The organism is Geodermatophilus poikilotrophus (assembly GCF_900111455.1).
Taxonomy (GTDB): domain Bacteria; phylum Actinomycetota; class Actinomycetes; order Mycobacteriales; family Geodermatophilaceae; genus Geodermatophilus; species Geodermatophilus poikilotrophus.
The window spans coordinates 228,346-252,910 of record NZ_FOIE01000002.1; the positions used below are offsets into that span (position 1 = coordinate 228,346).

Genomic DNA, 24,565 nt, shown 5'->3' on the forward strand with positions numbered 1-24,565 from the left:
TCGGCACCGGGGGGACCGAAGGGTGAGCATCACCGGGGCCGGTCGCCGTCCGCCCAGGGCCGCACGGTGAAGTCGGGCCCGTGCACAGCTGCCAGGCGCGCTACGGCACCGCGTCCACCGCCGAGCCGGCGAGAACGACGTTGAAGGAAGCGCCTCCTGGCGCTCACACCAGCCGGAGGACGCCCGACACCGTGGCCAGCACCGCCGCGACCAGCAGCAGGACGGCGAAGGCGACCTGCGGGCCGGTCCGACCCTTCGTGTGGGAGTCGGCCTTCCAGATGCTGTAGGCCCCGCCGAGGAAGAAGCCGCCGACGACCAGCAACATGACGGCGAAGGTCATCGGCGGCTACAGAGCGCCCTTGGTCGACGGCACGTCGGTCACCCGCGGGTCGATCGCGACCGCGGCCCGCAGCGCCCGCGCCAGTGCCTTGAACTGGCCCTCGACGATGTGGTGGGCGTCGCGGCCGGCGTAGAGGACACGCACGTGCAGGCTGATCCGCGCGTTGAACGCGAACGACTCCAGCACGTGCTTGGTGAGCGACGTCGGGTAGTCCGGCCCGATCATCGGCGTCATGTCGGCGGGCTCGGAGTGCACGAAGTACGGCCGGCCGGAGAGGTCGACGGCGGCCTGCGCGAGCACCTCGTCCATCGGGATCGTCGCGTCGCCGTAGCGGGTGATGCCGCGCTTGTCCCCCAGCGCCTGCGCGAACGCCTGCCCGAGCGCGATGGCGACGTCCTCCACCGTGTGGTGGGCGTCGATGTGCAGGTCCCCGTCGGCCCGCACGGTGAGGTCGATGCCGCTGTGCTTGGACAGCGAGGTCAGCATGTGGTCGTAGAACCCGACCCCGGTGCTGATCGAGCTGGTACCGGTGCCGTCGAGGTCCAGCTCGACGACGAGCTTGGTCTCGCTGGTCTCGCGCTCGACGCGTGCGGTGCGGCTCATGCCCTCGAGTCTCCCAGGTGCTGTTCGGCGACCACCTCACCCAGCGCGGTGAGGAAGGCGTCGGTCTCCTCGGTGGTCCCGGCCGTGACGCGCAACCAGCCGGGCAGGCCGACGTCGCGCACGAGGACGTCGTGGTCGAGCAGCGCCTTCCACACGCCCGGAGCGTCGGTGAAGTGGCCGAAGAGGACGAAGTTGGCGTCGCTGGGGACGCTGGTCAGCCCCATCCCCGGCAGCGCGGCGACGATCCGGTCCCGCTCGGCCTTGACCGCGTCGACGGTCGCCAGCAGCGCGTCGGTGTGCGCCAGCGCCGTCCGGGCGGCCGCCTGGGTCAGCGACGACAGGTGGTAGGGCAGCCGCACCAGCTGCAGCGCGTCGACGACCGCCGGGTCGGCGGCCAGGTAGCCCAGCCGCAGGCCGGCCATCCCGAACGCCTTGCTCATCGTGCGGCTGACCAGCAGCCGCGGACGGCCGGGCAGCAGGGTGAGCGCCGAGCGGGTGCCGGTGCGGGCGAACTCGGTGTAGGCCTCGTCCACGACCACCACGCCGGCGTGCCCGGGGCCGTACGACGTGGCGTCGTAGATCGTGGTGATCGTCTCCAGCGCGACCGCGGTGCCGGTCGGGTTGTTGGGGCTGGTCACGAAGACGACGTCCGGGCGCACCTCGCGCACCTGGGCGGCGGCCTGCGCGGCGTCGATGGTGAAGTCCTCGCGGCGGTGCCCGTCGACCCAGGCGGTGCCGGTGCCGGCCGAGATGATCGGGTGCATGGAGTAGGACGGCGTGAAGCCCAGTGCCGTCCGCCCGGCCCCGCCAAACGCCTGCAGCACCTGCTGCAGGACCTCGTTGGAGCCGTTGGCCGCCCACACCTGGGCCGGCTCGACCGGCTCCCCGCTGGTGCGGGTCAGGTACGCGGCCAGGTCTCGGCGCAGGGCGAGCGCGTCCCGGTCGGGGTAGCGGTTGAGCTCCAGCGCTGCGTGCCCCAGCGCCGCGCCGAGGTCGGCGAGCAGCTCCGGCGGCAGCGGGTGCGGGTTCTCGTTGGTGTTGAGCCGGTGCTTGACCTGCAGCTGGGGGGCGCCGTAGGGCGTGCGGCCACGCAGTTCCGGGCGCAGCGGGAGCTGGTCGGGACCGGTCACGAGCGCTGCCGGACCCGGACGGCGGCGGCGTGCGCGGGCAGGTCCTCGGCGCCGGCGAGGGCGTCGACGTGCCCGGCGACGTCGGCCAGCGCCTGCTCGTCGTACTCGACCAGGTGGATGCCGCGCAGGAAGGACTGCACCGACAGGCCGCTGGAGTGCCGCGCGCAGCCACCGGTGGGCAGCACGTGGTTGGAGCCGGCGATGTAGTCGCCGAGCGAGACCGGTGACCAGGAGCCGACGAACACCGCTCCGGCGTTGCGCACCCGCATCGCCACCTCGCGGGCGTCCCGGGTCTGGATCTCCAGGTGCTCCGCGGCGTAGGCGTCGACCACGCGCAGCCCGGCGTCGACGTCGTCCACCAGGACGATGCCCGACTGGCTGCCGTCGAGCGCGGTGGTGATCCGGTCGGAGTGCTTGGTGGCCGCGACCTGCCCGGGCACCAGGTCCAGGACGGCGTCGGCGAGCGCCTCGCTGTCGGTGACCAGCACCGCGCCGGCCAGCGGGTCGTGCTCGGCCTGGCTGATCAGGTCGGCGGCGACGTGCACCGGGTCGGCGGTCTCGTCGGCCAGGATCGCCACCTCGGTCGGGCCGGCCTCGGAGTCGATGCCGATCAGCCCGCGCAGCAGCCGCTTGGCCGCCGTCACGTAGACGTTGCCCGGGCCGGTGACCATGTCGACCGGCTCGCAGGAGCCGGCCCCGTAGCCGAAGACGGCGATGGCCTGCGCCCCGCCGACGGCGTACACCTCGCTGACGCCGAGCAGCGCGCACGCGGCCAGGACGCCGGGGTCGGGCAGGCCGCCGTGGTCGCGCTGCGGCGGGGAGGCGACCGCGATCGACTCCACGCCCGCGATCTGCGCGGGGACGACGTTCATGACGACGCTGGACAGCAGCGGCGCCAGCCCGCCGGGCACGTACAGGCCGACGCGGCGCACCGGTAGCCACCGCTCGGTGACCGTGCCGCCGGGGACGACCTCGGTGGTGACGTCGGTGCGGCGCTGGTCGGCGTGCACCTTCCGGACGCGCGCGATGGCCTCCTCGAGCGCGGTGCGGACGGCGGGGTCGATCCCGGCCAGCGCGGCGTCGATCGCCTCCTGCGGGACGGCGAAGTCCTCGAGGTCGACGCCGTCGAGTCGGGCGGTGATCTCGCGGACCGCCTGCGCGCCGCGCACCCGCACGTCCTCGCACAGCGGCCGGACCGTGGCCAGCACCGAGTCGATGTCGGTGGCGGCGCGGGGCAGCAGGCCGGCGAGCTCGCGCACCCCCGGCAGGGCGGATCCACGCAGGTCGATGCGGGCGAGCACGGGGACACCTCCGGGGCGGGGACGGAACACCCAGGGTAGCCGTCGGGGGTCCGCGGCCCGGCGTGCTGCCCGGTCCGGGGACCCGGGCCACCCGTAGGCTCGCCTGCCGTGGACGTCATCCCGCTCTTCCCGCTGGGGACGCCGCTCTTCCCCGGGATGGTCCTGCCGCTGCAGGTCTTCGAGCCGCGCTACCGCCGGCTGGTGCGGGACCTGCTGGAACTGCCGGAGGGTCCGGCCCGCTGCTTCGGCGTCGTGGCCATCCGACAGGGCTGGGAGGTCGAGCACGTCGCCCCGGCCGAGGCCCTCTACGACGTCGGCTGCACCGCCCGGCTGCAGACCGTGCGACCCCAGCCCGACGGCGGGTTCCACGTCGTCACCGTCGGCGGGGACCGGTTCCGGCTGCTCGACCTCGTGGTCGCCGAGGAACCGCCGTACCTGCAGGCGGAGGTCGAGTGGCTCGCCGAGGAGGAGGCAGCCGAGGAGGCCGCCGGTGACCAGGAGGGGCTGACCGCGCCCGGCGGCTGGCCGGCCGACCCCCAGCACGAGGACCTGGTGTCGGAGGTGGCGCGCGGCTCGATGGACGTGCTGGTGCGCGGGGTGGGCGCCCTGTTCGGCCGCTACGTCACCGCCGTGGCCACGTTGACCGGGGACGTCGACGGCGAGGAGCCCGACACCGCGGACCTGCTGGACGCCGTCGCCGGGGAACCCCGGGCGCTGTCCTACCTGGTGGCCTCGGCCGCCCTGCTGACCGCCGAGGACCGGCAGGAGCTGCTGGCCGAGTCCGCCACCCGCCGGCGGCTGCAGACCGAGTCCCGGCTGCTGCGCCGCGAGCTGACGCTGCTGGAGACCATCGGCGCGGTACCGGCGCCGCTGCAGCGCTTCACCGGCCCGCGCAGCGTCAACTAGGAGGAGGACCCCGTCCCCTCCACCCCTCGCACGCTCGGGGCGGGCCCCTGGACGGGGCCGACCTCACGGCGCAGCGGCGCGTCGGCTGCCGGCGCGGGGTCGGGCCGGTCGAGGTCCTCGGCGGCGGTCAGCAGCGTGGACACCACGTAGACGAGGACGGCGAGGAACGAGGCGACGGCCAGCGCTGCCGGGGAGCCCAGCCGCAGCGGGGTGGTGATCCGGGTGCCGATGGCGGCCAGCTCGACCGGCGAGGGCCCGGCGCCCAGCAGCTCGCCGAGCTGCCAGGCGACGAGGGAGGCCAGCACCGTCCCGAGGCCCAGGGCCAGCACGGTCGCGACCCCGCGGCGGCGACGCAGCCGCCAGGCGACCGACCCGGCCACCAGACCGAGGCCGGCCACCACGAGGGTGTAGACGCCGTCGTCCGCGACCAGCAGCTCGGCCGAGGGGTGCCCGACCGGGACCGGGCCGTCCGCGCTGACCCGGAAGGTCGCCCGCGGGGCCAGCCCCCACCACAGCAGCCCGGCCGGCACCCCGGCCAGCAGCAGGACGCCGGCCAGCACCAGCGAGCTGCGCAGGTCGGCGCGCAGCTCCGCGCGACCCGGCCAGGGGGCACCGGCACCCCACCGGGCAGGGCGGACGGGCGGCGGCCCGGCGGAGGCGGGTGCGCGGGTGCTGTCCACGCCCCCAGTCAACCTCGCCGGGCTGTGCGTCTCATCCCGGCCGGCGGGGTGCCCGTCCAGCCCGCGGCCCCGCCCCGACCCGGCCCCGCCCAGAGGTTCGCCGCGAGCCCGGTGAGGTGGTGGAACGGCCACCCTCCAGGGGCCCACGCCGAGCATGCGAGGCGTTGGGGGATGGCCCTCCTCAGAGCAGGGCGACGCTGGTCGGGCCGAGCAGCGCCTTGATGTCTCCCATGAGCGCCGTGCTCGGCCGCACCCGCAGCCCCTGGTCCAGCCGCAGCACCGTCTCCCGGCTGCCGTTGACCAGCTTCAGCTGCACCTCGGTGGTGCCCGGGTGGCTGCCCAGCACCTCGCGGAGCCGCTCGACCACCGGCGGGGTGCAGCGGGCCGCCGCCATCGACACGAGCACCGGGCCGCGAGCGCCCTCGGTGAGCTCGGGGATGGTGACCTCGGAGCCGAACAGCGAGGGCTGGTCGTCACGCCGGCTGATCCGCCCCTTGACCACGACGATCTGGTCGCGGACGACCTTCTCCGAGACCTCCGCCCAGGTCTTCGGGAAGAACAGCACCTCGATGCCGGACTCGAGGTCCTCGAGGGTCGCGATGGCCCACGGCGCGCCCTGCTTGTTGGTCCGCGGCGCGACCGAGGTGAGGATGCCGGCGATGGTGACGTTCGCGCCGTCCTCGACGCCGCCGGCGTTGATCTCCGCGATCGGCGTGTCCGCGTTGGCCGCGAGCACGTGCTCCACGCCGTGCAGCGGGTGGTCGGAGACGTAGAGGCCGAGCATGTCGCGCTCGAAGACCAGCCGCTCGGACTTCGACCAGTCCGCCGTCGGGATCGCGATGTCCAGCGCCCCGCTGAACGGGTCGTCGCCGCCCTCGGCCCCGAAGCTGCCGAACAGGTCGAACTGCCCCTCGGCCTCCTTGCGCTTGAGCGCCATCGCGGAGTCCACGGCCTGGGCGTGGACGGCGACGATGCCCTGCCGGGAGTGGCCGAGGGAGTCGAACGCCCCCGCCTTGGCCAGGGACTCAATGACCTTCTTGTTGCAGGCCACCGTGTCGATCTTGCGCATGAAGTCGGGGAAGTCCTTGAACGCGCCCTTCTCCTCGCGGGCCCGGCGGATCGAGTCGACGACGTTGTGCCCGACGTTGCGCACCGACGCCAGACCGAAGCGGATGTCGGTGCCGACGGCGGTGAAGTCCCAGGACGACTCGTTGACGTCCGGGGGGAGCACTTTGATGCCCATCCGCCGGCACTCGGCCAGGTAGATCGGCCGGCGGTCCTTGTCGTCGCCGACGCTGGTCAGCAGCCCGGCCATGTACTCGGCCGGGTAGTTGGCCTTGAGGTAGGCGGTCCAGTAGGACACCAGGCCGTAGGCGGCCGAGTGGGCCTTGTTGAAGGCGTAGTCGGCGAACGGGACGAGGATGTCCCACAGCGTCTTGATCGCCGCGTCGGAGTAGCCGCGCTCCTTCATGCCGGCCTCGAAGCCGACGAACTCCGCGTCGAGGACGGACTTCTTCTTCTTGCCCATCGCACGGCGCAGCAGGTCGGCCTTGCCGAGGGAGTACCCGGCGACCTTCTGCGCGATGGCCATGACCTGCTCCTGGTAGACGATCAGGCCGTAGGTCGTGCCGAGGATGTCCTCCAGCGGCTCGGCCAGCTCCGGGTGGATCGGCGTGATCTCCTGCTGGCCGTTCTTGCGCAGCGCGTAGTTGGTGTGCGAGTTCGCACCCATCGGGCCGGGCCGGTAGAGCGCGCCGACGGCGGAGATGTCCTCGAAGTTGTCCGGCCGCATGAGCCGCAGCAGCGAGCGCATCGGGCCGCCGTCGAACTGGAAGACGCCGAGGGTGTCACCGCGGGCCAGCAGCGCGTAGGTGGCCGGGTCGGTGAGGTCCTTGCTGATCTCGTCGAGGTCGATCGGCTCCTTGCCGTTCGCGACGATGTTGCGCAGCGCGTCGTCGATGACCGTGAGGTTGCGCAGGCCCAGGAAGTCCATCTTCAGCAGGCCGAGCGTCTCGCAGGTCGGGTAGTCGAACTGCGTGATGACCGCGCCGTCGGCCTCGCGCCGCATGATCGGGATGCTGTCGATCAGCGGGTAGCGGCCGATGATGACGCCGGCGGCGTGCACGCCCCACTGCCGCTTCAGGCCCTCCAGCTTGCGCGCCTGGTCGACCACCTCGGCCGCGCCGGGGTCGGACTCGTAGCGGGCCCGGAACTCCGCGGCCTCCTTGTAGCGCGGGTGGGCCGGGTCGAAGACCCCCGACAGCGGGATGCCCTTGCCCATCACGTCCGGGGGCATCAGCTTGGTGAGCTCGTCGCCGACCGAGTAGGGCCGGTCGAGCACGCGGGCGGCGTCCTTGATCGCGGCCTTGGCCTTGATGGTGCCGTAGGTGACGATCTGGCTGACCCGCTCCTCGCCGTACTTCTGCGAGACGTACTGGATGACCTCGCCGCGGCGGCGGTCGTCGAAGTCGATGTCGACGTCGGGCATGGAGACGCGCTCGGGGTTGAGGAACCGCTCGAAGATCAGCCCGTGCGCCAGCGGGTCGAGGTCGGTGATGCCCATGGCGTAGGCGGCCAGCGAGCCCGCGGCCGAGCCACGGCCCGGGCCGACGCGGATGCCGTTGTCCTTGGCCCAGTTGATGAAGTCCGCGACCACGAGGAAGTACCCCGGGAAGCCCATCTGGGTGATGATCCCGACCTCGTAGTCGGCCTGCTTGCGCACGTGGTCGGGGATGCCACCCGGCCAGCGCTTGTGCAGCCCGCGCTCGACCTCCTTGACGAACCAGGAGGTCTCGTCCTCCCCCGGCGGCAGCGGGAACCGGGGCATCAGGTCGGCGCCCTCGGTGAACTCCACCTCGCACTGCTCGGCCACCAGCAGCGTGTTGTCGCACGCCGCGGGCAGCTCGCTGAACAGCGCGCGCATCTCCGCGGCCGACTTCAGGTAGTAGCCGTCGCCGTTGAACTTGAAGCGGTTGGTCTCGTTGAGCCGCGACCCGGTCTGGATGCACAGCAGCGCGTCGTGCGCCTCGGCGTCCTCGCGGTGGGTGTAGTGCAGGTCGTTGGTGCCCAGCAGCGGGATGCCGAGCTCCTGGGCGATCTCCAGCAGCGCCGGGCGGGTCTTCTTCTCGATGGCCAGCCCGTGGTCCATCACCTCGGCGTAGAAGTTCTCCTTGCCGAAGATGTCCTGGAAGTCGGCGGCGGCCTGCCGGGCCTTGTCGTGCTTGCCGGCCCGCAGCCACATGTTGACCTCACCGGAGGGGCACCCGGTGGTGGCGATGAGCCCCGTGCCGTAGCGCTCCAGCAGGTCGCGGTCGAACCGCGGCTTGCGGTACTGCCCCTCGAGGCTGGCCATCGAGGAGATGCGGAAGAGGTTGTGCATCCCCTCCGTCGTGCGGGCCAGCAGCGTCATGTGCGTGTAGGCGGCCTTGCCGCGCGAGGAGCCGCCCTCGCCGTCCTCGTCGATGAGGTTCTCGCCGAAGTCGAACGGCGCCCGGTCGAAGCGCGAGCCCGGGGTGTAGTACCCCTCCATGCCGATGATCGGCTTCACGCCGGCGGCCTTGGCGTGCTTGTAGAAGTCGTAGGCGCCGAAGACGTTGCCGTGGTCGGTCATCGCCAGCGCCGGCATCCCCTGCTCGGCGGCGGCCTTGGTGACCTCCGGCAGCTTGGCCGCTCCGTCGAGCATCGAGTACTCGGTGTGTACGTGCAGGTGCACGAACGAGTCGGACGACGGGGTGCTCACGTTCGTTGGTGCTCCTCACGGGTCGTGCGTGCCCGGCCGTCGGGGATCCGGCGGGCGACCGGCGGGGAAGACCGGCGGTGCTGTGGTCCGGGGGTGGGGGCCGGGGGCGACCCGATCCTCGCACCCCCGGAGGTCTACTCCGGGGCTCTGACAGAACGTGTCTCGCCCTCGGAGGACCGATCCGTCACACCACCGGACGCCGCATCGTGACGTGCGCGATACCGGCCTCCTCGTAGACGTCGCCGACAGCGGTGTACCCGGCCCGCTCGTAGAAGCCCCGGGCCGTGAGCTGGGCGTGCAGCTCGACCTCGGCCAGGCCCAGCACGGCGGCCTGCCGGTGCAGCTCGGCGAGGACGGCGGCCCCGTGGCCACGCCCGCGGGCCCGCGCGTCGACCGCCATCCGCCCGATCACCGCCCGGCCGTCGCGGACCAGCAGCCGCCCGGTGGCCACCACGCGACCGTCCGGGTCCTCGGCGACGGCGTGCACCGCGGTGGCGTCGTGCGCGTCCTGCTCGACCTCGGCCGGCACGCCCTGCTCCTCGACGAAGACGCGGGTGCGCAGAGCGGCCACCTCCGGCCAGTCCGCCGCCGTGGCCCGGCGGGCCCTCACGTCGGCCGCCGGACGACGTCGGGCAGCGCGGACGCCGGCACCAGCAGGAAGCGCAGGTCGATCAGCGCGTGCAGGACGACGGGCAGCAGCAGCGACCCGGTGCCCAGGTACAGCCCGGCCATGACGCCGCCCAGGACGCCGGTCGTCACGATGCCGGCGACGCCCTGGTACGCGTGCGCCAGCCCGAACGCCAGCGCGCCGGCTCCCACCAGCACCGGCGTCGACAGCTCCCCGCCGACCGCCCCCAGCACGGCGAGGAAGAAGCCGCGGTAGAGCCACTCCTCGCAGACGCCGGCGGTGATCCCGACCAGCGTGAACAACCGCCGCTCCGCCGTCGTCCGCGGCAGCAGCGCCAGGGTGGCGTGCACGGCCGGCTCGGCGTGCCGCCCCTCCCCCGGCCGGCGCAGCTCGGTCGCCGCCTGGGCCAGCGCACCCGAGCGCAGCGCCCGGGTGGAGACGACGACGAAGCCGAGGACGACGACGGTGGCCGCGACGGCCAGCGGGCCGGGCCACGACTGCGGCCAGCGCAGGCCCACGGCACCGGCGTCCACCCCGGGTGCCGACAGCCAGACCACCAGGGCGACCACCGCCAGGCCCCACTCCAGCACCAGCAGCCGGGCGTAGAAGAACCGGCGCGCGCCGTCGTCGGCGCGCAGCCGGCCCTCGAAACGGCGGTGCAGCACGTGGCCGACGAACGGCTCCCCGACCACCAGGTAGCCGGCGACGACGACGGCGGACAGCGCGGCCGGGCCCCACTCCGCGAGCGAGCCGGGCAGCCCGAGGGTGGTCACGGCCGAGCTCGCCGGCCCGCTCGCACGGGCGTCAGGACTCGGCGCGCAGGACGTCGAGCGCGCCGGCCAGGTCGGGCGGGAAGGGGCTGGTGAACGCCATCCAGGACCCGTCGGCCGGGTGCGGGATGCCCAGCCGCGCGGCGTGCAGCCACTGCCGCGAGACGCCCAGCCGGGCGGCCAGGGTCGGGTCCGCGCCGTAGGTGGTGTCGCCGACGCAGGGGTGGCGCATCGCGGAGAAGTGCACCCGGATCTGGTGGGTGCGACCGGTCTCCAGCCGGATGTCGACCAGGCTGGCGGCCGGGAAGGCCTCGGCGACCTCGTAGTGGGTCACCGACGGTCGCCCGCCCTGGACGACGGCGAACTTCCAGTCGTGCTTGGGGTGCCGGTCGATCGGGGCGTCGATGGTGCCCCGGGAGGGGTCGGGGTGGCCCTGCACGAGGGCGGCGTAGCCCTTCTCGACCGTCCGCTGCTTGAAGGCGGCCTTGAGCGCGGTGTAGGCCCGCTCGCTCTTGGCCACCACCATCAGCCCCGTCGTCCCGGCGTCCAGGCGGTGGACGACGCCCTGCCGCTCGGCGGCCCCCGAGGTCGAGATGCGGTAGCCGGCCGCGGCCAGCCCGCCGACGACGGTAGGCCCCTCCCAGCCGGGGCTGGGGTGCGCGGCGACGCCGACGGGCTTGTCCACCACCACGATGTCGTCGTCGTCGTGGACGACGGTGAGCCCGGGGACCGGCTCGGGTGCGGCCGGCTCCCCCGGCGGCGAGGGCAGCTCGACCTCCAGCCAGCTGCCGCCGCTGATCCGATCGCCCTTGCCGCGCACCCGGCCGTCGACCACCACCGCACCCGCGTCGGCGAGGTCGGCGGCCGCGCCGCGGGAGAGGCCGAAGAGCCGGGACAGCGCCTGGTCGACGCGCTGTCCCTCGAGCCCGTCGGGCACCGGGAGGGCCCGGTGCTGGCCCGCGGGAGTGCTCACGGCGTCCATTCTGACCGCCGCGGCGACGGGTCCCGCGCAACACCGCCAGCACACGGCACGTGCACCCGCGTGCCGCCCCCCTGCAGGGTCCCGCCGCCAGCCTGGTGACGTACCGGGACGGCCGCCCTCCAGGGGCCGGGGCCGAGCTCGCGGGCGCGGGGAGGAGGTGGTCCTCCCTCAGTCGCGCGCCGGGGCGTCGCCCCCGGTGCCGCGGGTGCCGTCGAACTCGACGCCGCGCAGCGCCAGCACCACGCCGAGGACCCCGCCGCACACGATCGCCGAGTCGGCGACGTTGAAGACCGGGTAGAACTCGCCGTCCGGTGCGAACACCGAGATGAAGTCGACGACGCCGCCCCGCAGGAAGCCCGGCTCCCGGAAGACGCGGTCGACGAGGTTGCCGACCGCGCCGCCGAGCACCAGGCCGAGTGCGACGGCCCAGCCGGTGGCGAACAGCCGGCGGGCGGTGCGCACGATGACCACGGCGACGGCGACCGCGATGAGCGTGAAGACGACGGTGAAGCCCTCGGCGAAGGAGAACGCGGCCCCGGTGTTGCGGGTGTGGGTCAGGTACAGCGCCCCGCCCAGCAACCGGATGTCCGCGCCGCGCTCGACGGTGGCGACGACGAGCAGCTTGGTGCCCAGGTCGAGGACGAGCACCACCAGCGCGAGCAGGAGCAGCAGCCGGGTGCGGGGACGGCGTGCCGGGGTGCCCCCGGAGGCCGCGACGGCGCCGTCCTGGGGGTCGCCCGGTCCGTCCGGGGCATCGCTGAGGCTGGGCAGGGAGGACTCCTCGGTCGAGGGGACTGGCGGTGGCCGGCGCGGCCGGTGGGCGCCGTCCGCCCGACGATAGCGGCGGCCGGAACGAGCTCCTGACGCCGTCCGCCGCGACCCGCAACCCGGGACGGTGTGACTCATCTCATGGCGGGGTGCGAGGCATCTCACCACGGAGGGTGACATGTTCGAAGGCCCGCTGGTCGATGTTGGAGAGGCAGCACCCTCCCCCTGAGCCGGAAGGCCGTCGTGTCCACCGATCTCGCCCCAGCCACCGACCCCGACGTCGTGCTCGTGGGTGGCGGCGTCATGAGCGCGACGCTCGCGTCGCTGCTCGGCGTCGTCGCCCCGGACTGGAGCGTCACCGTCTTCGAGTCCGGACCTGCGGTGGCCGGCGAGAGCTCCGGGCCGTGGAACAACGCCGGGACCGGCCACGCGGCCCTCTGCGAGCTCAACTACACGCCCGCCGGCCCGGACGGCTCGGTCGACGTCACCAAGGCCGTGACGATCAACGAGCAGTTCGCCGTGTCGCGGCAGTTCTGGTCGCACCTGGTCCGCTCGGGGCTGACCGGGTCGCCCAAGGACTTCATCACCCCCGTCCCGCACGTCAGCTTCGTGACCGGCGAGGCCGGCCGCTCCTACATGCGCACCCGCCACGCGGCGATGTCCGCGCAGCCGGTGTTCGAGGGCCTGGAGCACACCGACGACCCCGCCGTGCTGGCCGAGTGGGTGCCGCTGGTGATGGCCGGCCGCCCGGTCGACCAGGTGGTCGCCGCGACCCGCTCGGCCGCGGGCACCGACGTCGACTTCGGGTCGCTGACCCGGCTGCTGTTCGGTGCCGCCGAGGACCGCGGTGTGCACGTGCACGTCAACCAGCGGGTCACCGACGTCGGGCGCCGGGACGACGGCCGCTGGTCGGTGACCGTGCGCGACACCGTCAGCGGTGAGGAGCGCACCGTCCGCACCCGGTTCCTGTTCGTCGGGGCCGGCGGCGGCGCACTGCCGCTGCTGCAGAAGGCCGCCATCCCCGAGATCCGCGGCTTCGGCGGCTTCCCGGTGAGCGGCATGTTCCTGCGCACCAACTCGCCCGAGCTGGTCTCCGCGCACCAGGCGAAGGTCTACGGCCAGGCCGCCGTCGGCGCTCCGCCCATGTCGGTGCCGCACCTGGACCTGCGCCTCATCGACGGCGACCACTCGCTGCTGTTCGGCCCGTACGCCGGCTTCTCGCCGAAGTTCCTCAAGGCCGGCTCGGTCTTCGACCTGCCGCTGAGCGTCAAGGCGAACAACCTGGGCTCGATGCTGGGCGTGGCCCGCACCGAGCTGGCGCTGACCCGCTACCTGATCGGCGAGCTGCTCCAGTCGCGCCGGGCCCGGCACGAGACGCTCACCGCCTTCGTGCCGCTGGCCGAGCAGGCGGACTGGGACATGATCACCGCCGGCCAGCGGGTCCAGGTGATCAAGCGCGACCCGGCGACCGGGCGCGGTGTGCTGCAGTTCGGCACCGAGCTGGTCGTCGGCGGGGAGGGGACCATCGCCGGCCTGCTCGGCGCCTCCCCCGGCGCGTCGACGGCGGTCTCGGCGATGCTCACCGTGCTCGAGCGCTGCTTCCCCGACCGGATCGCCGCGTGGCGCCCGACGCTGCAGGAGGCGATCCCCTCCTACGGCCGCCGGCTCAACGACGACCCGGCGCTGCTGGCCGAGGTCCGCGCCGAGACGATGCAGACCCTGGAGCTCAACGGCTGAGCCGTCCGTCGTGGGGGGCGCGACGGCGGCCGGGGACGGCACCTGGCCGGGGGTGGACCGGTCGCGGGGCCCGGGGGGTCCCCCGACCGGGACACGGGCAGCGGCCGGCCCCTGCAGGGTCCCGCCGCGAGCCTGCGAGTGGCGGGGGGCGGGGGTCCTCCTTCAGTCCGCTCCCGAGGCGGCGCCGGACTCGCCGCGCCAGGTGGCCAGCCGGCCCGCCCGGCTGACCGCGCGCAGCCGCCGCTCGGCCTCCGCCCGCGATCCGCGCGCGGACACCAGCAGGGCCTGGTCGCCGCGCATGAGCCGGGTCGTCGGGCCGGGCACGAACGACCGGCCGTCCCGCACGATGAGCACCACCGCGGCGTCCTCGGGCAGCCGCAGCTCCGGCAGGTAGACACCGTGCAGCCGGGATCCCTCCGGCACGGTCAGCTGCATCAGCTCGGCGTCCAGCTCCTCCAGGGGCGCAGCCTCGACCTGCACGTCACGGGGCGTGACGGGGGTGGCGATCCGCAGGCGCCGCGCGAGCCACGGTAGCGACCAGCCCTGGACGATCGTGAAGACGACGACCAGCACGAACACCGTGTCGAAGACGGTCGTCGCCCCGGGGACCTGCGCGGTCAGCGGGATGATGGCCGCGACGATGGGCACCGCTCCGCGCAGCCCCGCCCAGGAGATGAACACCTGCTGCCCCCACGGGAACCGGAACCACACCAGGCTGGCCACCACCGACAGCGGCCGGGCGAGCAGCAGCAGCGCGGCCCCCACCACGAGCGCCGGCCCGATGGCGTCGGACAACCGGCCGGGCGACACGAGCAGACCGAGCAGGACGAAGAGGCCGATCTGCGCCAGCGAGGCCATGCCCTCGGCGAACCCGATGCTGGCCGACCGGTGCGGCAGCGTGGCGTTGCCCAGCACCAGGCCGCAGAGGTAGACGGCGACGAAGCCCGACGTGTGCGCCAATGACGCCGATGAGTAGGCGAGCACGCAGAGCGCCAGGGTCGCCAGGGGGTAGAAGCCGGCCACGGGGAGCGCCACCCGGCGCAGCAGCGCGGCGCCCCCGAAGCCGATCCCGACCCCGATGACGGCGCCTCCGGCGAGCTCGGCAGCCACCACCAGGCCGACCAGCCACCACGGCTGCGTGGTCGCTCCGGTGAGCGACTCGGCCAGCACGGTCACGAGCAGGATGACCGGGGCGTCGTTGAGGCCGCTCTCGGCCTCGAGGGAGGCGGCCATCCGCCGCGGGAGGGGCAGCCGCCGCAGGGTCGCGAAGACGGCGGCGGCGTCGGTCGAGCTGATGACCGCGGCCAGCAGGAGGGCGAAGCCCCACTCGTAGCCGAGGACCAGGACGCCGACGGCGGCAGTCACCCCCACGCTGACCGCGACTCCGATGGTGGACAGCGCGACCCCCGGTCCGATCGCGCGGCGGACGTCGCCCCACCGGGTCGTCAGGCCGCCCTCGGCCAGGATGACGACGAGGGCGGCGTACGCCAGCGTGTGGGTGAGGCGGTAGTCCTCGAACTGGACGCCGAGGCCGCTCTCGCCGATGGCCACTCCGAGGGCGAGGTACAGCAGCAGGCTGGGCAGTCCCAGCCGATCCGCCAGGCGGAGCGCCACGGCCGCCACGAGGACGACGACCGCGCCCGCGGCGAGCGCGACGGTGACCGTCGTGTTCACCGCGCGCCCCTGTCCACCTCGGCAGTCTCCCGTACGCCGAGGCCAGCGCCGTCCGGCGACCCGGCCGCGGCCGGCCGGCGCCGGGGGGACGGCGTCCGGACCGGGTGGCGGGCTCGGGGATGATGGAGGGGTGAGCTCACCCGGCCCCTTCCGCGCGCTGCCCCCTCAGGTCGACCTGCCCGCCCTGGAGCACGAGGTCCTGGGCCGCTGGGAGGCCGACAAGGTCTTCGCCCGCACGCTGGAGGCCTCCGCCGGCCGGCCGCAGTGGAACGTCTACGAGGGCCCGCCGACCGCCAACGGCCGCCCCGGCACCCACCACATCGAGGCGCGCGCGTTCAAGGACGTCTTCCCGCGCTTCAAGACCATGCAGGGCTGGCACGTGCCCCGCCGGGCCGGCTGGGACTGCCACGGGCTGCCGGTGGAGATCGCCGTCGAGCAGGAGCTGGGCTTCGCCGGCAAGCCCGACATCGAGCGCTACGGCATCGCCGAGTTCAACGCCCGCTGCCGCGAGTCGGTCATGCGGCACGTCGACGCCTTCAGCGACCTCACCCGCCGGATGGGCTTCTGGGTCGACTTCTCCACCGCCTACTGGACGATGGACCCGCACTACATCGAGAGCGTCTGGTGGTCGCTCAAGCAGATCTTCGACAAGGGCCTGCTGGTCGAGGACCACCGCGTCGCGCCGTACTGCCCCCGCTGCGGCACCGGCCTGTCCGACCACGAGGTCGCCCAGGGGTACGAGTCGATCACCGACCCGTCGGTGTACGTGCGACTGCCGGTCACCAGCGGCGAGTGGGCCGGGAAGGCCGACCTGCTCATCTGGACGACGACGCCGTGGACGCTGCCGAGCAACACCGCGGTCGCCGTCAACCCCGACGTCACCTACGTCGTGGCCCGGCGCGGCGAGGACACCCTGGTGGTCGCCGAGCCGCTGCTCGCCGCGGTGTTCGGCGAGGCCGACGACGTCGAGGTGCTGGCCCGCACCAGCGGCCGCGACTGGGAGCGGGTCCACTACCGGCGACCGTTCGAGCTGGTGGACTTCCCCGAGGGCCCCGACGGTCAGCAGGTCGACGCGCACTTCGTCGTCCTGGCCGACTACGTGACCACCGACGACGGCACCGGGCTGGTGCACCAGTCCCCCGCGTTCGGCGCCGACGACCTCGTCGTCTGCCGGGGCTACGGGCTGCCGGTGGTCAACCCCATCGATGCGACCGGGCACTTCCTCGCCGACGTCCCGCTGGTCGGCGGGCACTTCTTCAAGGCCGCCGACCCCGCGCTGGTCGAGGACCTGCAGGCGCGCGGCGTGCTGTGGCGCGAGCAGCGCTACGAGCACAGCTATCCGCACTGCTGGCGCTGCCACACGCCGCTCATGTACTACGCGCAGCCGTCCTGGTACATCCGCACCAGCGCGGTCAAGGACCAGCTGCTCGCCGAGAACGAGAAGACGAACTGGCACCCCGAGCACATCCAGTGGGGCCGCTACGGCGACTGGCTGCGCAACAACGTCGACTGGGCGCTGTCCCGCGACCGGTACTGGGGCACGCCGCTGCCGGTGTGGCGCAACGACGCCGACCCGAGCCGCATGGTCGTCGTCGGCTCGCTGGCCGAGCTGTCGGAGCTGACCGGCCGCGACCTGTCCGACCTCGACCCGCACCGGCCGTTCATCGACGAGGTGACCTTCACGCTGCCCGGCGAGGAGGGCACCTACCGGCGGGTGCCGCAGGTCATCGACGCCTGGTACGACTCCGGCTCGATGCCCTTCGCGCAGTGGGGCGCGCCCTACCGCAACCAGGCGGAGTTCGAGGCCGCCTACCCGGCGCAGTTCATCTGCGAGGCGATCGACCAGACCCGCGGCTGGTTCTACTCGCTGATGGCCGTCGGCACGCTGGTGTTCGAGGAGAACTCGTACCAGGACGTGCTGTGCCTGGGCCACATCCTGGCCGAGGACGGCCGGAAGATGAGCAAGCATCTGGGCAACATCCTCGAGCCGATCCCGCTGATGGACCGGCACGGCGCCGACGCCGTCCGCTGGTTCATGCTGGCCGGCGGCTCGCCGTGGTCGGCCCGCCGGGTCGGGCACGAGACGCTGTCCGAGGTGGTCCGCAAGGTGCTGCTCACCTATTGGAACACCGCGAGCTTCTTCACCCTGTACGCGGAGACCAACGGCTGGGACGCGACCGCGAGCCCCGCCCCGGCGCCGGCCGAGCGGCCGCTGCTGGACCGCTGGGCGCTGGCCACCCTGGCGGAGGTCACCGAGGGCGTCACCGCGGCGCTGGAGGACTTCGACACCCAGGGCGCCGGCCGGCTGATCGCGCAGTTCGTCGACGACCTGTCCAACTGGTACGTGCGCCGCTCGCGCCGGCGGTTCTGGGACGGCGACCCCGCGGCGCTGGCCACCCTGCACGAGGTGCTCGACGTGCTGACCCGGCTGATGGCGCCGTTCACGCCGTTCGTCACCGAGGAGGTGTGGGCGCGCGCGGTGGCGCCGGGGCAGCCCGACGCGGTCGACAGCGTGCACCTGGCCTCCTGGCCGCAGGTGGACGCGGACGCCCGCGACGCCGCGCTGGTCGAGCAGGTCGCGCTGGTGCGCCGGCTGGTCGAGCTGGGCCGCTCGGCGCGCACGTCGGCCAAGGTGCGCACCCGCCAGCCGCTGGCCCGCGCGGTCGTGGCCGCCCCAGGGTGGGCGGAGCTGCCGCGCGACCTGGTGGCCGAGGTCGCCGACGAGCTCAACGTGGCCGAGCTGATGGACCTCTCCGCGGTCGGCGGCGAGCTGGTCGACGTGAGCGTCAAGGTCGACTTCCGCGCGGTCGGCCGTCGGCTGGGCAAGCAGGTGCAGGCGGTGGCCAGGGCGGTCGCCGCCGCCGATGCGCCGGCCCTGGTGGCCGCCTACCGCGGCGGGACGGCCTCGGTCGAGGTCGACGGGGCGGCCGTGCCGCTGCAGGACGGCGACCTGGTCGTCACCGAGACGCCGCGCGAGGGCTGGACCGTGGCCAGCGGGGGCGGGCTGACCGTGGCGCTGGACCTGGCGCTGACCCCGGAGCTGGAGCGGGCGGGCCTGGTCCGCGAGGCCGTGCGGCTGGTGCAGGAGGCCCGCAAGAACGGCGGGCTGGCCGTCAGCGACCGCATCGAGCTGTGGTGGACGGCGGACGGCGCGATGGCCCAGGCCCTCACCGAGCAGGGCCCGCAGGTGGCCGACGAGGTGCTCGCCGTCCGCGTGCACGCGCAGCAGCCCGGGGACGGCCAGGGCGTCGAGGGCCCGGCCGGCTCGCGGTTCTGGGTGGCCCGCGCCGACGCCTCGTGACGTCCTGGGACGGCCCCGTCCCGGGCCCCGCCTGAGCTCGCGGAGGCTCGGGAGGACGGGGTCCTCCCTCAGTTGCCGCGGGCGGCCCGCCGCCGGGACCGCTCGATCCCGGCGAGGTGCCGCACCGGGCGGCAGGTGCCGCACGGCGTGAAGCCGTCGGCGCGGGCCTCGACCATCGGCAGCCCGATGTCCTCCCGGCCCTCGAGGTGCGGGCAGCCGGGCAGGTGGTAGCGCGGGTGCTCGTCGACGACCAGCACCTCGTCGGCCAGGTCGACCACGAGCAGCAGGTCGGTGACCTCGACGTCCTCCTCACCGGGCTCCCCCGTCGTCGCGTCCGCGGGGCTCTCGCGGGGCTCGTGGGCGCCGCGACGCGCGGGGATGTGCTCGTCGGCGTGACCGTTGGCCGCTGCGGTGGTCGGCGGGACGGTGGTGGGCGGCTCCTCGACGGACCGCTCCTGCTCGGGCTCGGGTCCGCGCTCCGGTGTCCGCAGTGCCGTCGCACCGGCCGGCTCGGGCGCGGCCTCCGGCGTCCGGACTGCGGTCGCGCCGGCCGGTGCGGCGGCGGCGGGCTCGGGGTCCACGACCGGCTGCGGCGGGGTACGGGGCGCCTCGGGCGGCGGCGTGTCGGTCGCCGCGACCGACGTCGTCGTCCCCGCTCCGGACGCGGACTCCGCCGCGCGCCGGTCGGGGTCGCCGGCCTCACGGGCCGTCCGCAGCCGGGCCACCACCAGCAGGACGGCAGCGAGCCCGCACGCCGCCACGCACCCCCAGTAGAGGGCGACGAGGCCGGTGACGATGCCGCCGACGAACAGTCCCAGGCCCAGCAGGACCAGCAGACCCGCAGCCAGGATCACCCGCCGACTGTAGCCGGGACCACAGCCGTCGACGCCTCCACGGGCCGGGAACGCGACAGGGCCCCCGGACGGGTGTCCGGGGGCCCTGCGGCGGCCCCGTCCCGGGTCCCGCCCTGAACCTGCGAGGGTGGGGGGACGGAGTCCTTGCTCAGGCGCTGGCGTGCTGGTTCTGCCGGCTGTTCGACGCCGGCTCAGCCGAGCCGCGGCTGTCGAGGTCGCGCAGGTGCGACTCGAGGTAGGAGCGCAGCCGGGTGCGGTACTCGCGCTCGAAGGTGCGCAGCTCCTCGATCTTGCGCTCCAGGCTGCTGCGCTTCTCCTCCAGCGAGCCCATGACCTCGGCGTGGCGGCGCTCGGCGTCCTGGTCGAGGGCGGCGGCCTTGGCGCGGGCCTCGCGCTCCATCGTGTCGGCGCGGGTGCGCGCGTCACCGACCATCGAGTCCGCGCGCATCTTGGCCTCGCTGACCATCTGCTCGCTCTTGGCCCGCGCCTCGCTGACCATGCGCTCGCTGTTGGTCTTGGCCGAGACGACCATCTGGTCGGCCTGCGCCTTGGCCTCGTTGACGTACTTGTCGGCGGTCTCGGTCGCCAGTGCCAGCATCCGCGACGCGCGGGCGCTGTCGTCCTCGCGCACGGGCGCCGGCGGGGGCGGCGGCGCGGCGACGGGCGCGGGCGCCGGGGGCTCCGGCACCTCGACGGCGCGTGGGGTGCGGCCGGTCGCAGAGCCCGAGCGCAGCTCGTTGTTCTCCTCGATCAGCCGGGCCAGCTCGGCCTCCACCACGTCGAGGAACGCATCCACCTCGTCCTCGTCGTAGCCCCGCTTCCCGATCGGCGGCTTCTTGAAGACGACGTTGTGCACGTCGGCAGGCGTGAGTGGCATCGACTTCACCTCGGGTCGGACAACGGGGACAGGGACGACGGCGGACGGGCGGCGGACGGCCCCGGCCGGCCACCGGGACCCCCGCCCCTGGTGGGGACAGCGGTCACGCGGCGGCGATCGCGAGGCTGTTCACGATGCCACGCAGGATGTACACGGCGATCAGGAGCACCATAAACGCGAGGTCCAGGCGGATCGACCCCAGGTTCAGGGGCGGGATCACCTTCCGGATCGCCTTGAGCGGCGGATCCGTCGTGGCGTACACGACCTCCAGACCCGCCGCCACCAGCCCCGACGGACGCCAGCTGCGCGCCAGGACCATCACCCAGTCGACGACGAACCGTGCGAAGAGCAGCACGAGGAAGACGAGCAGGACCGACGAGAGGATGTTCCAGAAGAGTGCCACGGTCCTCGCTCGTCCCAGGGCACCCGGGGTGCCGGTCGGTCCTGTGTCAGGCCTCGGGACGGGCTGCGAAACCACCCTCGCGGATCCGCGCCTTGTCCTCGGCCGTCACGTCGACGTCCTGCGGGCTCAGCAGGAACACCTTGTTCGTGACGCGCTCGATGCTACCGCGCAGCCCGAACGACAGACCTGCAGCGAAGTCCACGAGCCGCTTGGCGTCGGCGTCGTCCATCTCGGTGAGGTTCATGATCACCGGCTTGCCGTCGCGGAAGCTCTCGCCGATCTGGCGCGCCTCGTTGTAGGTGCGCGGGTGCAGCGTGGTGATCCGGTACGGCTGGGGCGCCGGGGCGGGCGCCGGCTCCGGCTCCGGCGCGACCGCGACCGGCTCACGGACGGCGAGGCCGGCGGCCCCCACGGGACCGGACACGGCGGTCGCCGGGCTGGGCACCGACCCGGCACCGGCCAGTCCACCGAGGCGGGCGGCGCTGGAGCCACCGGGACTGGGCGCCAGGCCGAGGTTGCGGTTGGCGGCGGGGCGGCGGGGCAGCGCCAGCGGCTCGGGGTCCGGCGCCGGCGGCAGGTCGGCCGGGAGGTCGGCGAAGCGGTCGTCGGCCCGGTAGGCGCCGTCGCGGTAGCCGTCACCCCGGTAGTCGGAGTCGTAGCGCTCCCCGACGTCGTAGCGGTCGTCGTAGCCCTCCTCGGCGGCGTACCGCGAGTACCGGCGCTCCTCGAGGCGGTCGTAGCGGTCGGCGTCCCCATCGCGGGCGTCGTACCGGCCGTAGGCCCGGGCGTCGTCGTCCTCCACCAGCCCGAGGTAGATGCCCATCTTCCGCATGGCTCCGGCCATCAGCCCTGCCCCTCTTCGTCCGCGCGCGTGGTCACCCGGGCTGCTGGGACCCGTGTGACTGGTGTGACTCGTCCTGTCCGGAGGCTAGGGGCCGCGTCCCGAACAGCGCGGTTCCGACACGCAGGAGCGTGCTGCCGGCGGCCACGGCCTCCTCGAGGTCGGCGCTCATGCCGGCGGAGAGGTCACGCGCCTCGGGGTGGTCGGCGCGGACCCGCTCGGCGAGCGCCGCGAGGCGGGCGAAGGCGGGTCCGGGCGCCGCTCCGCGCGGGGCCACCGCCATCAGCCCGCGGAGCACGAGCCCCTCCTCGGCGGCGACCGCGTCGGCCAGCGCCGGGACCTCGGCCGGGTGGGCCCCGCCGCGGGCGGCGAGCTCCCCCTCGGGGCCGCCGAGGTCGACCTGCAGGAAGACCTCGACCGGCCGTCCGGTCCCGACGCCGACCCGGGCGAGGGCGCGGGCCAGCGAGAGCCGGTCGACCGAGTGGACGACGGCGCCGAGCCGGGCGACGGCGGCGGCCTTGTTGCGCTGCAACTGGCCGATGAAGTGCCACCGGAGCGGCAGGTCGGCCAGCGCCGCGGCCTTGCCGGTGAGCTCCTGGGCGCGGTTCTCCCCGAAGTCGGCCTGTCCGAGTGCCGCGAGCTCGCGGACGGCGCCCGCCGGCCAGGTCTTGCTCACCGCGAGCAGGCGCACCGCGGCGGGATCGCGACCGGCGGCGCGGGCCGCGGCGGCGATGCGGTCGCGGACGGCCTGCAGGCGGTCGGCCGGGGAGGTCACGAGGGCGATCCTCCCCCGCCCGTACACGTCCGCGGCGCCCGGTGACGTGCCGGGACGGCCCTCCTGCAGGGTGCCGCCACGAGCCTGCGAGCGGCGGGGCGCAGGAGGGCCCTTCACCCGAGCCAGACGACCCCGGCCTGGCGGCCCGTGGTGCCGTCGCGGCGGTGGGAGAAGAGGAAGCGGTCCTCGACGGTGCACCGGGGGTCGTGCACGACCTGCCCGACGCCGGCGCCGCGCAGCACCTCGGCGAGCCCGGCCCGCAGGTCGAGTCCCGGCGTCCCCCGGCGGGTGCGGACCGCCGCGGCCGGCACGACGCCGGCCACCTCGGCCTGCATCGCCCGCGGCACCTCGTAGCAGGCGCCGCAGACGGCCGGGCCGAGCAGGGCGGTGACGTCGCCGGGGCGGCTGCCCAGCCGCGCCATCGCGGCCAGCGTCGCGGGGACGACGCCGTGCCGGACGCCCTCCCGCCCGGCGTGCACGGCGGCGACCACGCCGGCGACGGAGTCGGCGAACAGCACCGGCACGCAGTCGGCGACGAGCACGCAGAGCACCAGCCCCGGCGTGCTCGTGACCACGGCGTCGGTCCCGGCCAGCGGGCCGTCGACCGGCCCGTCGACGACGGCGACCCGCGTGCCGTGGACCTGGTCCATCCACACCAGCCGGTCGGCGGCGACGCCGAGCTCGCGGGCCAGCCGCTCCCGGTTGGCGGCCACGGCGACCGGGTCGTCCTCGACGTGGACGCCGAGGTTGAACGAGTCGTACGGGGACACGGACCGGCCGCCCCGCCGGTCGGTGACGACCCGTCGGGGTCGCACCGCCCGCGAGGCGGCCGGAACCGAGCTCACGGCTCCGTCCAGAGGCTCATCCCGAGCCTGCGAGGGATGAGGAGGACGGGATCCTTCTCCTCCGAGTGGTGGGGGGCACGGGGGTCCTTCTACTGACGGAGGAACTCCGGGATGTCGAGCTCCTCCTCGAAGTCCTCGTTGGACAGCGGACGCCGGCCCGCGGCGGCGTTCGCGTTGGCGCCGGGGACCGGCGGCAGTGGCGGCACGGTGATCCCGCCGCCACCCGCGGCCGCGCGGCCCGGCAGCTGCGAGGTCGACGGCGGGTTCGGCTGCGCCTGCGGCGCCTGGGGCTGGGCCGAGGTGACCAGCCGCTCCCTCGTCGGGACGCCGCCCACCGGCTGCGGGTGCTGCACCGGCATCCGGGGGGCGGTCGGCGGGGCCACCGGGGCGGCAGCCGGGACCGAGGCGGTGCCGGCCTCCTTGCGACCCTGCGGCTTGCCGCCGTCGAAGCCGGCGGCGATGACGGTCACCCGCACCTCGTCCCCGAGGGCGTCATCGATGACCGCACCGAAGATGATGTTGGCGTCGGCGTGCGCGGCGTCGGAGACCAGCGAGGCGGCCTCGTTGATCTCGAACAGCCCGAGGTCCGAGCCGCCGGAGATCGACAGCAGCACGCCGTGGGCGCCCTCCATCGAGGCCTCCAGCAGCGGGCTGGCGATCGCCTGCTCGGCGGCCAGCAGCGCCCGGTTGTCACCGCGCGCGCTGCCGATGCCCATGAGGGCCGACCCGGCGCCGGACATGACCGACTTGACGTCGGCGAAGTCCAGGTTGATCAGGCCGGGCGTGGTGATCAGGTCGGTGATGCCCTGGACACCGGACAGCAGCACCTGGTCGGCGGTCCGGAAGGCGTCCATGACGCTGACGTTGCGGTCGCCCAGCTGCAGCAGCCGGTCGTTGGGGATGACGATGAGCGTGTCGCACTCGTTGCGCAGCTCCTCGATGCCCGACTCGGCCTGCACGGCCCGCCGCTTCCCCTCGAAGGAGAACGGGCGGGTGACCACGCCGATGGTCAGCGCGCCGAGCTTGCGGGCGATCGAGGCGACGACCGGCGCACCACCGGTGCCGGTGCCACCGCCCTCGCCGGCGGTCACGAAGACCATGTCGGCGCCCTTGAGCACCTCTTCGATCTCCTCGCGGTGGTCCTCGGCGGCCTGCCGGCCGACGTCGGGCTGGGCGCCGGCGCCGAGCCCGCGGGTGAGCTCACGGCCGACGTCGAGCTTGACGTCGGCGTCGCTCATCAACAGCGCCTGCGCGTCGGTGTTGATGGCGATGAACTCGACCCCCTTGAGGCCGACCTCGATCATGCGGTTGACCGCGTTCACCCCGCCGCCGCCGATGCCGACGACCTTGATGACCGCGAGGTAGTTGTGCGGAGGTGTCATGTGGGGCTCCCGACCTCGACCCTCATCCT

Annotated in this window: 21 protein-coding genes; 3 read left to right on the top strand and 18 right to left on the bottom strand. The window is 74.2% G+C overall.

Annotated elements, in window-relative coordinates; genetic code table 11:
* Positions 1-163 precede the first annotated feature (163 nt).
* Genes BMW27_RS23240 through hisD form a run of 4 tightly spaced genes read right to left on the bottom strand, consistent with a single transcriptional unit; the run spans position 164 to position 3,374 of the window.
* Positions 164-340, bottom strand: a complete 177-nt coding sequence (locus tag BMW27_RS23240; protein ID WP_175486379.1) for a hypothetical protein — start codon at positions 338-340, stop codon at positions 164-166.
* Positions 341-346: 6 nt separating this feature from the next.
* A complete protein-coding gene (hisB, locus tag BMW27_RS05580) occupies positions 347-943 on the bottom strand; it encodes an imidazoleglycerol-phosphate dehydratase HisB (RefSeq protein ID WP_091440425.1) in 597 nt (198 codons plus the stop codon).
* Entirely contained in the window at positions 940-2,073 is a 1,134-nt protein-coding gene (locus BMW27_RS05585; protein ID WP_091440428.1) for a histidinol-phosphate transaminase, read from the bottom strand. Before BMW27_RS05585 ends, hisB begins: the two co-directional genes overlap by 4 nt.
* Positions 2,070-3,374 (bottom strand): histidinol dehydrogenase, encoded by a 1,305-nt coding sequence (gene hisD, locus BMW27_RS05590; RefSeq protein WP_091440430.1) that lies wholly within the window; start codon positions 3,372-3,374, stop codon positions 2,070-2,072. Before hisD ends, BMW27_RS05585 begins: the two co-directional genes overlap by 4 nt.
* Before the next feature lie 108 nt (positions 3,375-3,482).
* Here hisD and BMW27_RS05595 point away from each other — a divergent pair, with 108 nt between their 5' ends.
* Positions 3,483-4,280 carry an LON peptidase substrate-binding domain-containing protein gene (locus BMW27_RS05595; RefSeq protein WP_091440432.1) on the top strand — a complete coding sequence of 266 codons (798 nt, stop codon included), beginning with the start codon at positions 3,483-3,485 and terminating at the stop codon, positions 4,278-4,280.
* On the opposite strand, the gene BMW27_RS05600 is transcribed toward BMW27_RS05595, so the two are convergent.
* The 6 genes from BMW27_RS05600 to lspA all read right to left on the bottom strand — a co-directional run bounded on the left by BMW27_RS05600 (position 4,277) and on the right by lspA (position 11,985).
* Positions 4,277-4,960, bottom strand: coding sequence for a hypothetical protein (locus BMW27_RS05600; protein WP_091440435.1), 684 nt, complete (start codon positions 4,958-4,960; stop codon positions 4,277-4,279). The genes BMW27_RS05595 and BMW27_RS05600 overlap by 4 nt on opposite strands.
* A gap of 181 nt (positions 4,961-5,141) precedes the next feature.
* On the bottom strand, positions 5,142-8,699 hold the full coding sequence (dnaE, locus tag BMW27_RS05605; protein ID WP_217638049.1) for a DNA polymerase III subunit alpha: 3,558 nt from the start codon (positions 8,697-8,699) through the stop codon (positions 5,142-5,144).
* A gap of 184 nt (positions 8,700-8,883) precedes the next feature.
* On the bottom strand, positions 8,884-9,309 hold the full coding sequence (locus BMW27_RS05610) for a GNAT family N-acetyltransferase (protein WP_091440436.1): 426 nt from the start codon (positions 9,307-9,309) through the stop codon (positions 8,884-8,886).
* Entirely contained in the window at positions 9,306-10,100 is a 795-nt protein-coding gene (locus BMW27_RS05615) for a CPBP family intramembrane glutamic endopeptidase (protein WP_091440437.1), read from the bottom strand. Before BMW27_RS05615 ends, BMW27_RS05610 begins: the two co-directional genes overlap by 4 nt.
* Positions 10,101-10,131: 31 nt before the next feature.
* Positions 10,132-11,079, bottom strand: a complete 948-nt coding sequence (locus BMW27_RS05620) for an RluA family pseudouridine synthase (protein WP_091440438.1) — start codon at positions 11,077-11,079, stop codon at positions 10,132-10,134.
* 168 nt (positions 11,080-11,247) lie between these two features.
* The gene (gene lspA / locus BMW27_RS05625; RefSeq protein WP_245743322.1) at positions 11,248-11,985 is read right to left on the bottom strand and encodes a signal peptidase II; all 738 of its coding nucleotides are present in this window, start codon (positions 11,983-11,985) and stop codon (positions 11,248-11,250) included.
* A gap of 105 nt (positions 11,986-12,090) precedes the next feature.
* Between lspA and mqo the strand changes: the two genes are divergently transcribed.
* Positions 12,091-13,584: a malate dehydrogenase (quinone) gene (gene mqo / locus BMW27_RS05630; protein ID WP_091440440.1), complete on the top strand. Its 1,494-nt coding sequence runs from the start codon at positions 12,091-12,093 to the stop codon at positions 13,582-13,584.
* Positions 13,585-13,746: 162 nt separating this feature from the next.
* Here the strand turns inward: mqo and BMW27_RS05635 are convergent, their stop codons facing one another.
* Positions 13,747-15,258 carry a potassium/proton antiporter gene (locus tag BMW27_RS05635; RefSeq protein WP_091440443.1) on the bottom strand — a complete coding sequence of 504 codons (1,512 nt, stop codon included), beginning with the start codon at positions 15,256-15,258 and terminating at the stop codon, positions 13,747-13,749.
* 130 nt (positions 15,259-15,388) lie between these two features.
* Here BMW27_RS05635 and ileS point away from each other — a divergent pair, with 130 nt between their 5' ends.
* Entirely contained in the window at positions 15,389-18,559 is a 3,171-nt protein-coding gene (ileS, locus tag BMW27_RS05640) for an isoleucine--tRNA ligase (protein WP_091440445.1), read from the top strand.
* A 68-nt stretch (positions 18,560-18,627) separates the two neighbouring features.
* On the opposite strand, the gene BMW27_RS05645 is transcribed toward ileS, so the two are convergent.
* From BMW27_RS05645 to ftsZ, 7 genes are all read right to left on the bottom strand, one after another.
* Complete coding sequence (locus tag BMW27_RS05645) at positions 18,628-19,413, bottom strand: hypothetical protein (RefSeq protein WP_091440447.1); 786 nt, start codon at positions 19,411-19,413, stop codon at positions 18,628-18,630.
* A 148-nt stretch (positions 19,414-19,561) separates the two neighbouring features.
* On the bottom strand, positions 19,562-20,290 hold the full coding sequence (gene wag31 / locus BMW27_RS05650; protein WP_091440450.1) for a DivIVA-like cell division protein Wag31: 729 nt from the start codon (positions 20,288-20,290) through the stop codon (positions 19,562-19,564).
* Positions 20,291-20,393: 103 nt separating this feature from the next.
* Positions 20,394-20,693: a YggT family protein gene (locus tag BMW27_RS05655; RefSeq protein WP_012949290.1), complete on the bottom strand. Its 300-nt coding sequence runs from the start codon at positions 20,691-20,693 to the stop codon at positions 20,394-20,396.
* A gap of 46 nt (positions 20,694-20,739) precedes the next feature.
* A complete protein-coding gene (locus BMW27_RS24270; protein ID WP_091440454.1) occupies positions 20,740-21,537 on the bottom strand; it encodes a cell division protein SepF in 798 nt (265 codons plus the stop codon).
* Positions 21,538-21,568: 31 nt separating this feature from the next.
* On the bottom strand, positions 21,569-22,309 hold the full coding sequence (locus BMW27_RS05665) for a YggS family pyridoxal phosphate-dependent enzyme (protein WP_091440457.1): 741 nt from the start codon (positions 22,307-22,309) through the stop codon (positions 21,569-21,571).
* Positions 22,310-22,422: 113 nt separating this feature from the next.
* Positions 22,423-23,154, bottom strand: a complete 732-nt coding sequence (gene pgeF / locus BMW27_RS05670) for a peptidoglycan editing factor PgeF (RefSeq protein WP_217638050.1) — start codon at positions 23,152-23,154, stop codon at positions 22,423-22,425.
* A gap of 89 nt (positions 23,155-23,243) precedes the next feature.
* Positions 23,244-24,536: a cell division protein FtsZ gene (gene ftsZ, locus BMW27_RS05675; protein WP_091440460.1), complete on the bottom strand. Its 1,293-nt coding sequence runs from the start codon at positions 24,534-24,536 to the stop codon at positions 23,244-23,246.
* Positions 24,537-24,565 lie beyond the last annotated feature (29 nt).

What these genes read in the sequence shown, in the direction of transcription:
- ftsZ (WP_091440460.1), bottom strand. Translation starts at nt 24,536, where the DNA reads ATGACACCTCCGCACAACTACCTCGCGGTCATCAAGGTCGTCGGCATC.
- hisB (WP_091440425.1), bottom strand. Translation starts at nt 943, where the DNA reads ATGAGCCGCACCGCACGCGTCGAGCGCGAGACCAGCGAGACCAAGCTC.
- BMW27_RS23240 (WP_175486379.1), bottom strand. Translation starts at nt 340, where the DNA reads ATGACCTTCGCCGTCATGTTGCTGGTCGTCGGCGGCTTCTTCCTCGGC.
- BMW27_RS24270 (WP_091440454.1), bottom strand. Translation starts at nt 21,537, where the DNA reads ATGGCCGGAGCCATGCGGAAGATGGGCATCTACCTCGGGCTGGTGGAG.
- BMW27_RS05620 (WP_091440438.1), bottom strand. Translation starts at nt 11,079, where the DNA reads ATGGACGCCGTGAGCACTCCCGCGGGCCAGCACCGGGCCCTCCCGGTG.
- wag31 (WP_091440450.1), bottom strand. Translation starts at nt 20,290, where the DNA reads ATGCCACTCACGCCTGCCGACGTGCACAACGTCGTCTTCAAGAAGCCG.
- lspA (WP_245743322.1), bottom strand. Translation starts at nt 11,985, where the DNA reads ATGAGTCACACCGTCCCGGGTTGCGGGTCGCGGCGGACGGCGTCAGGA.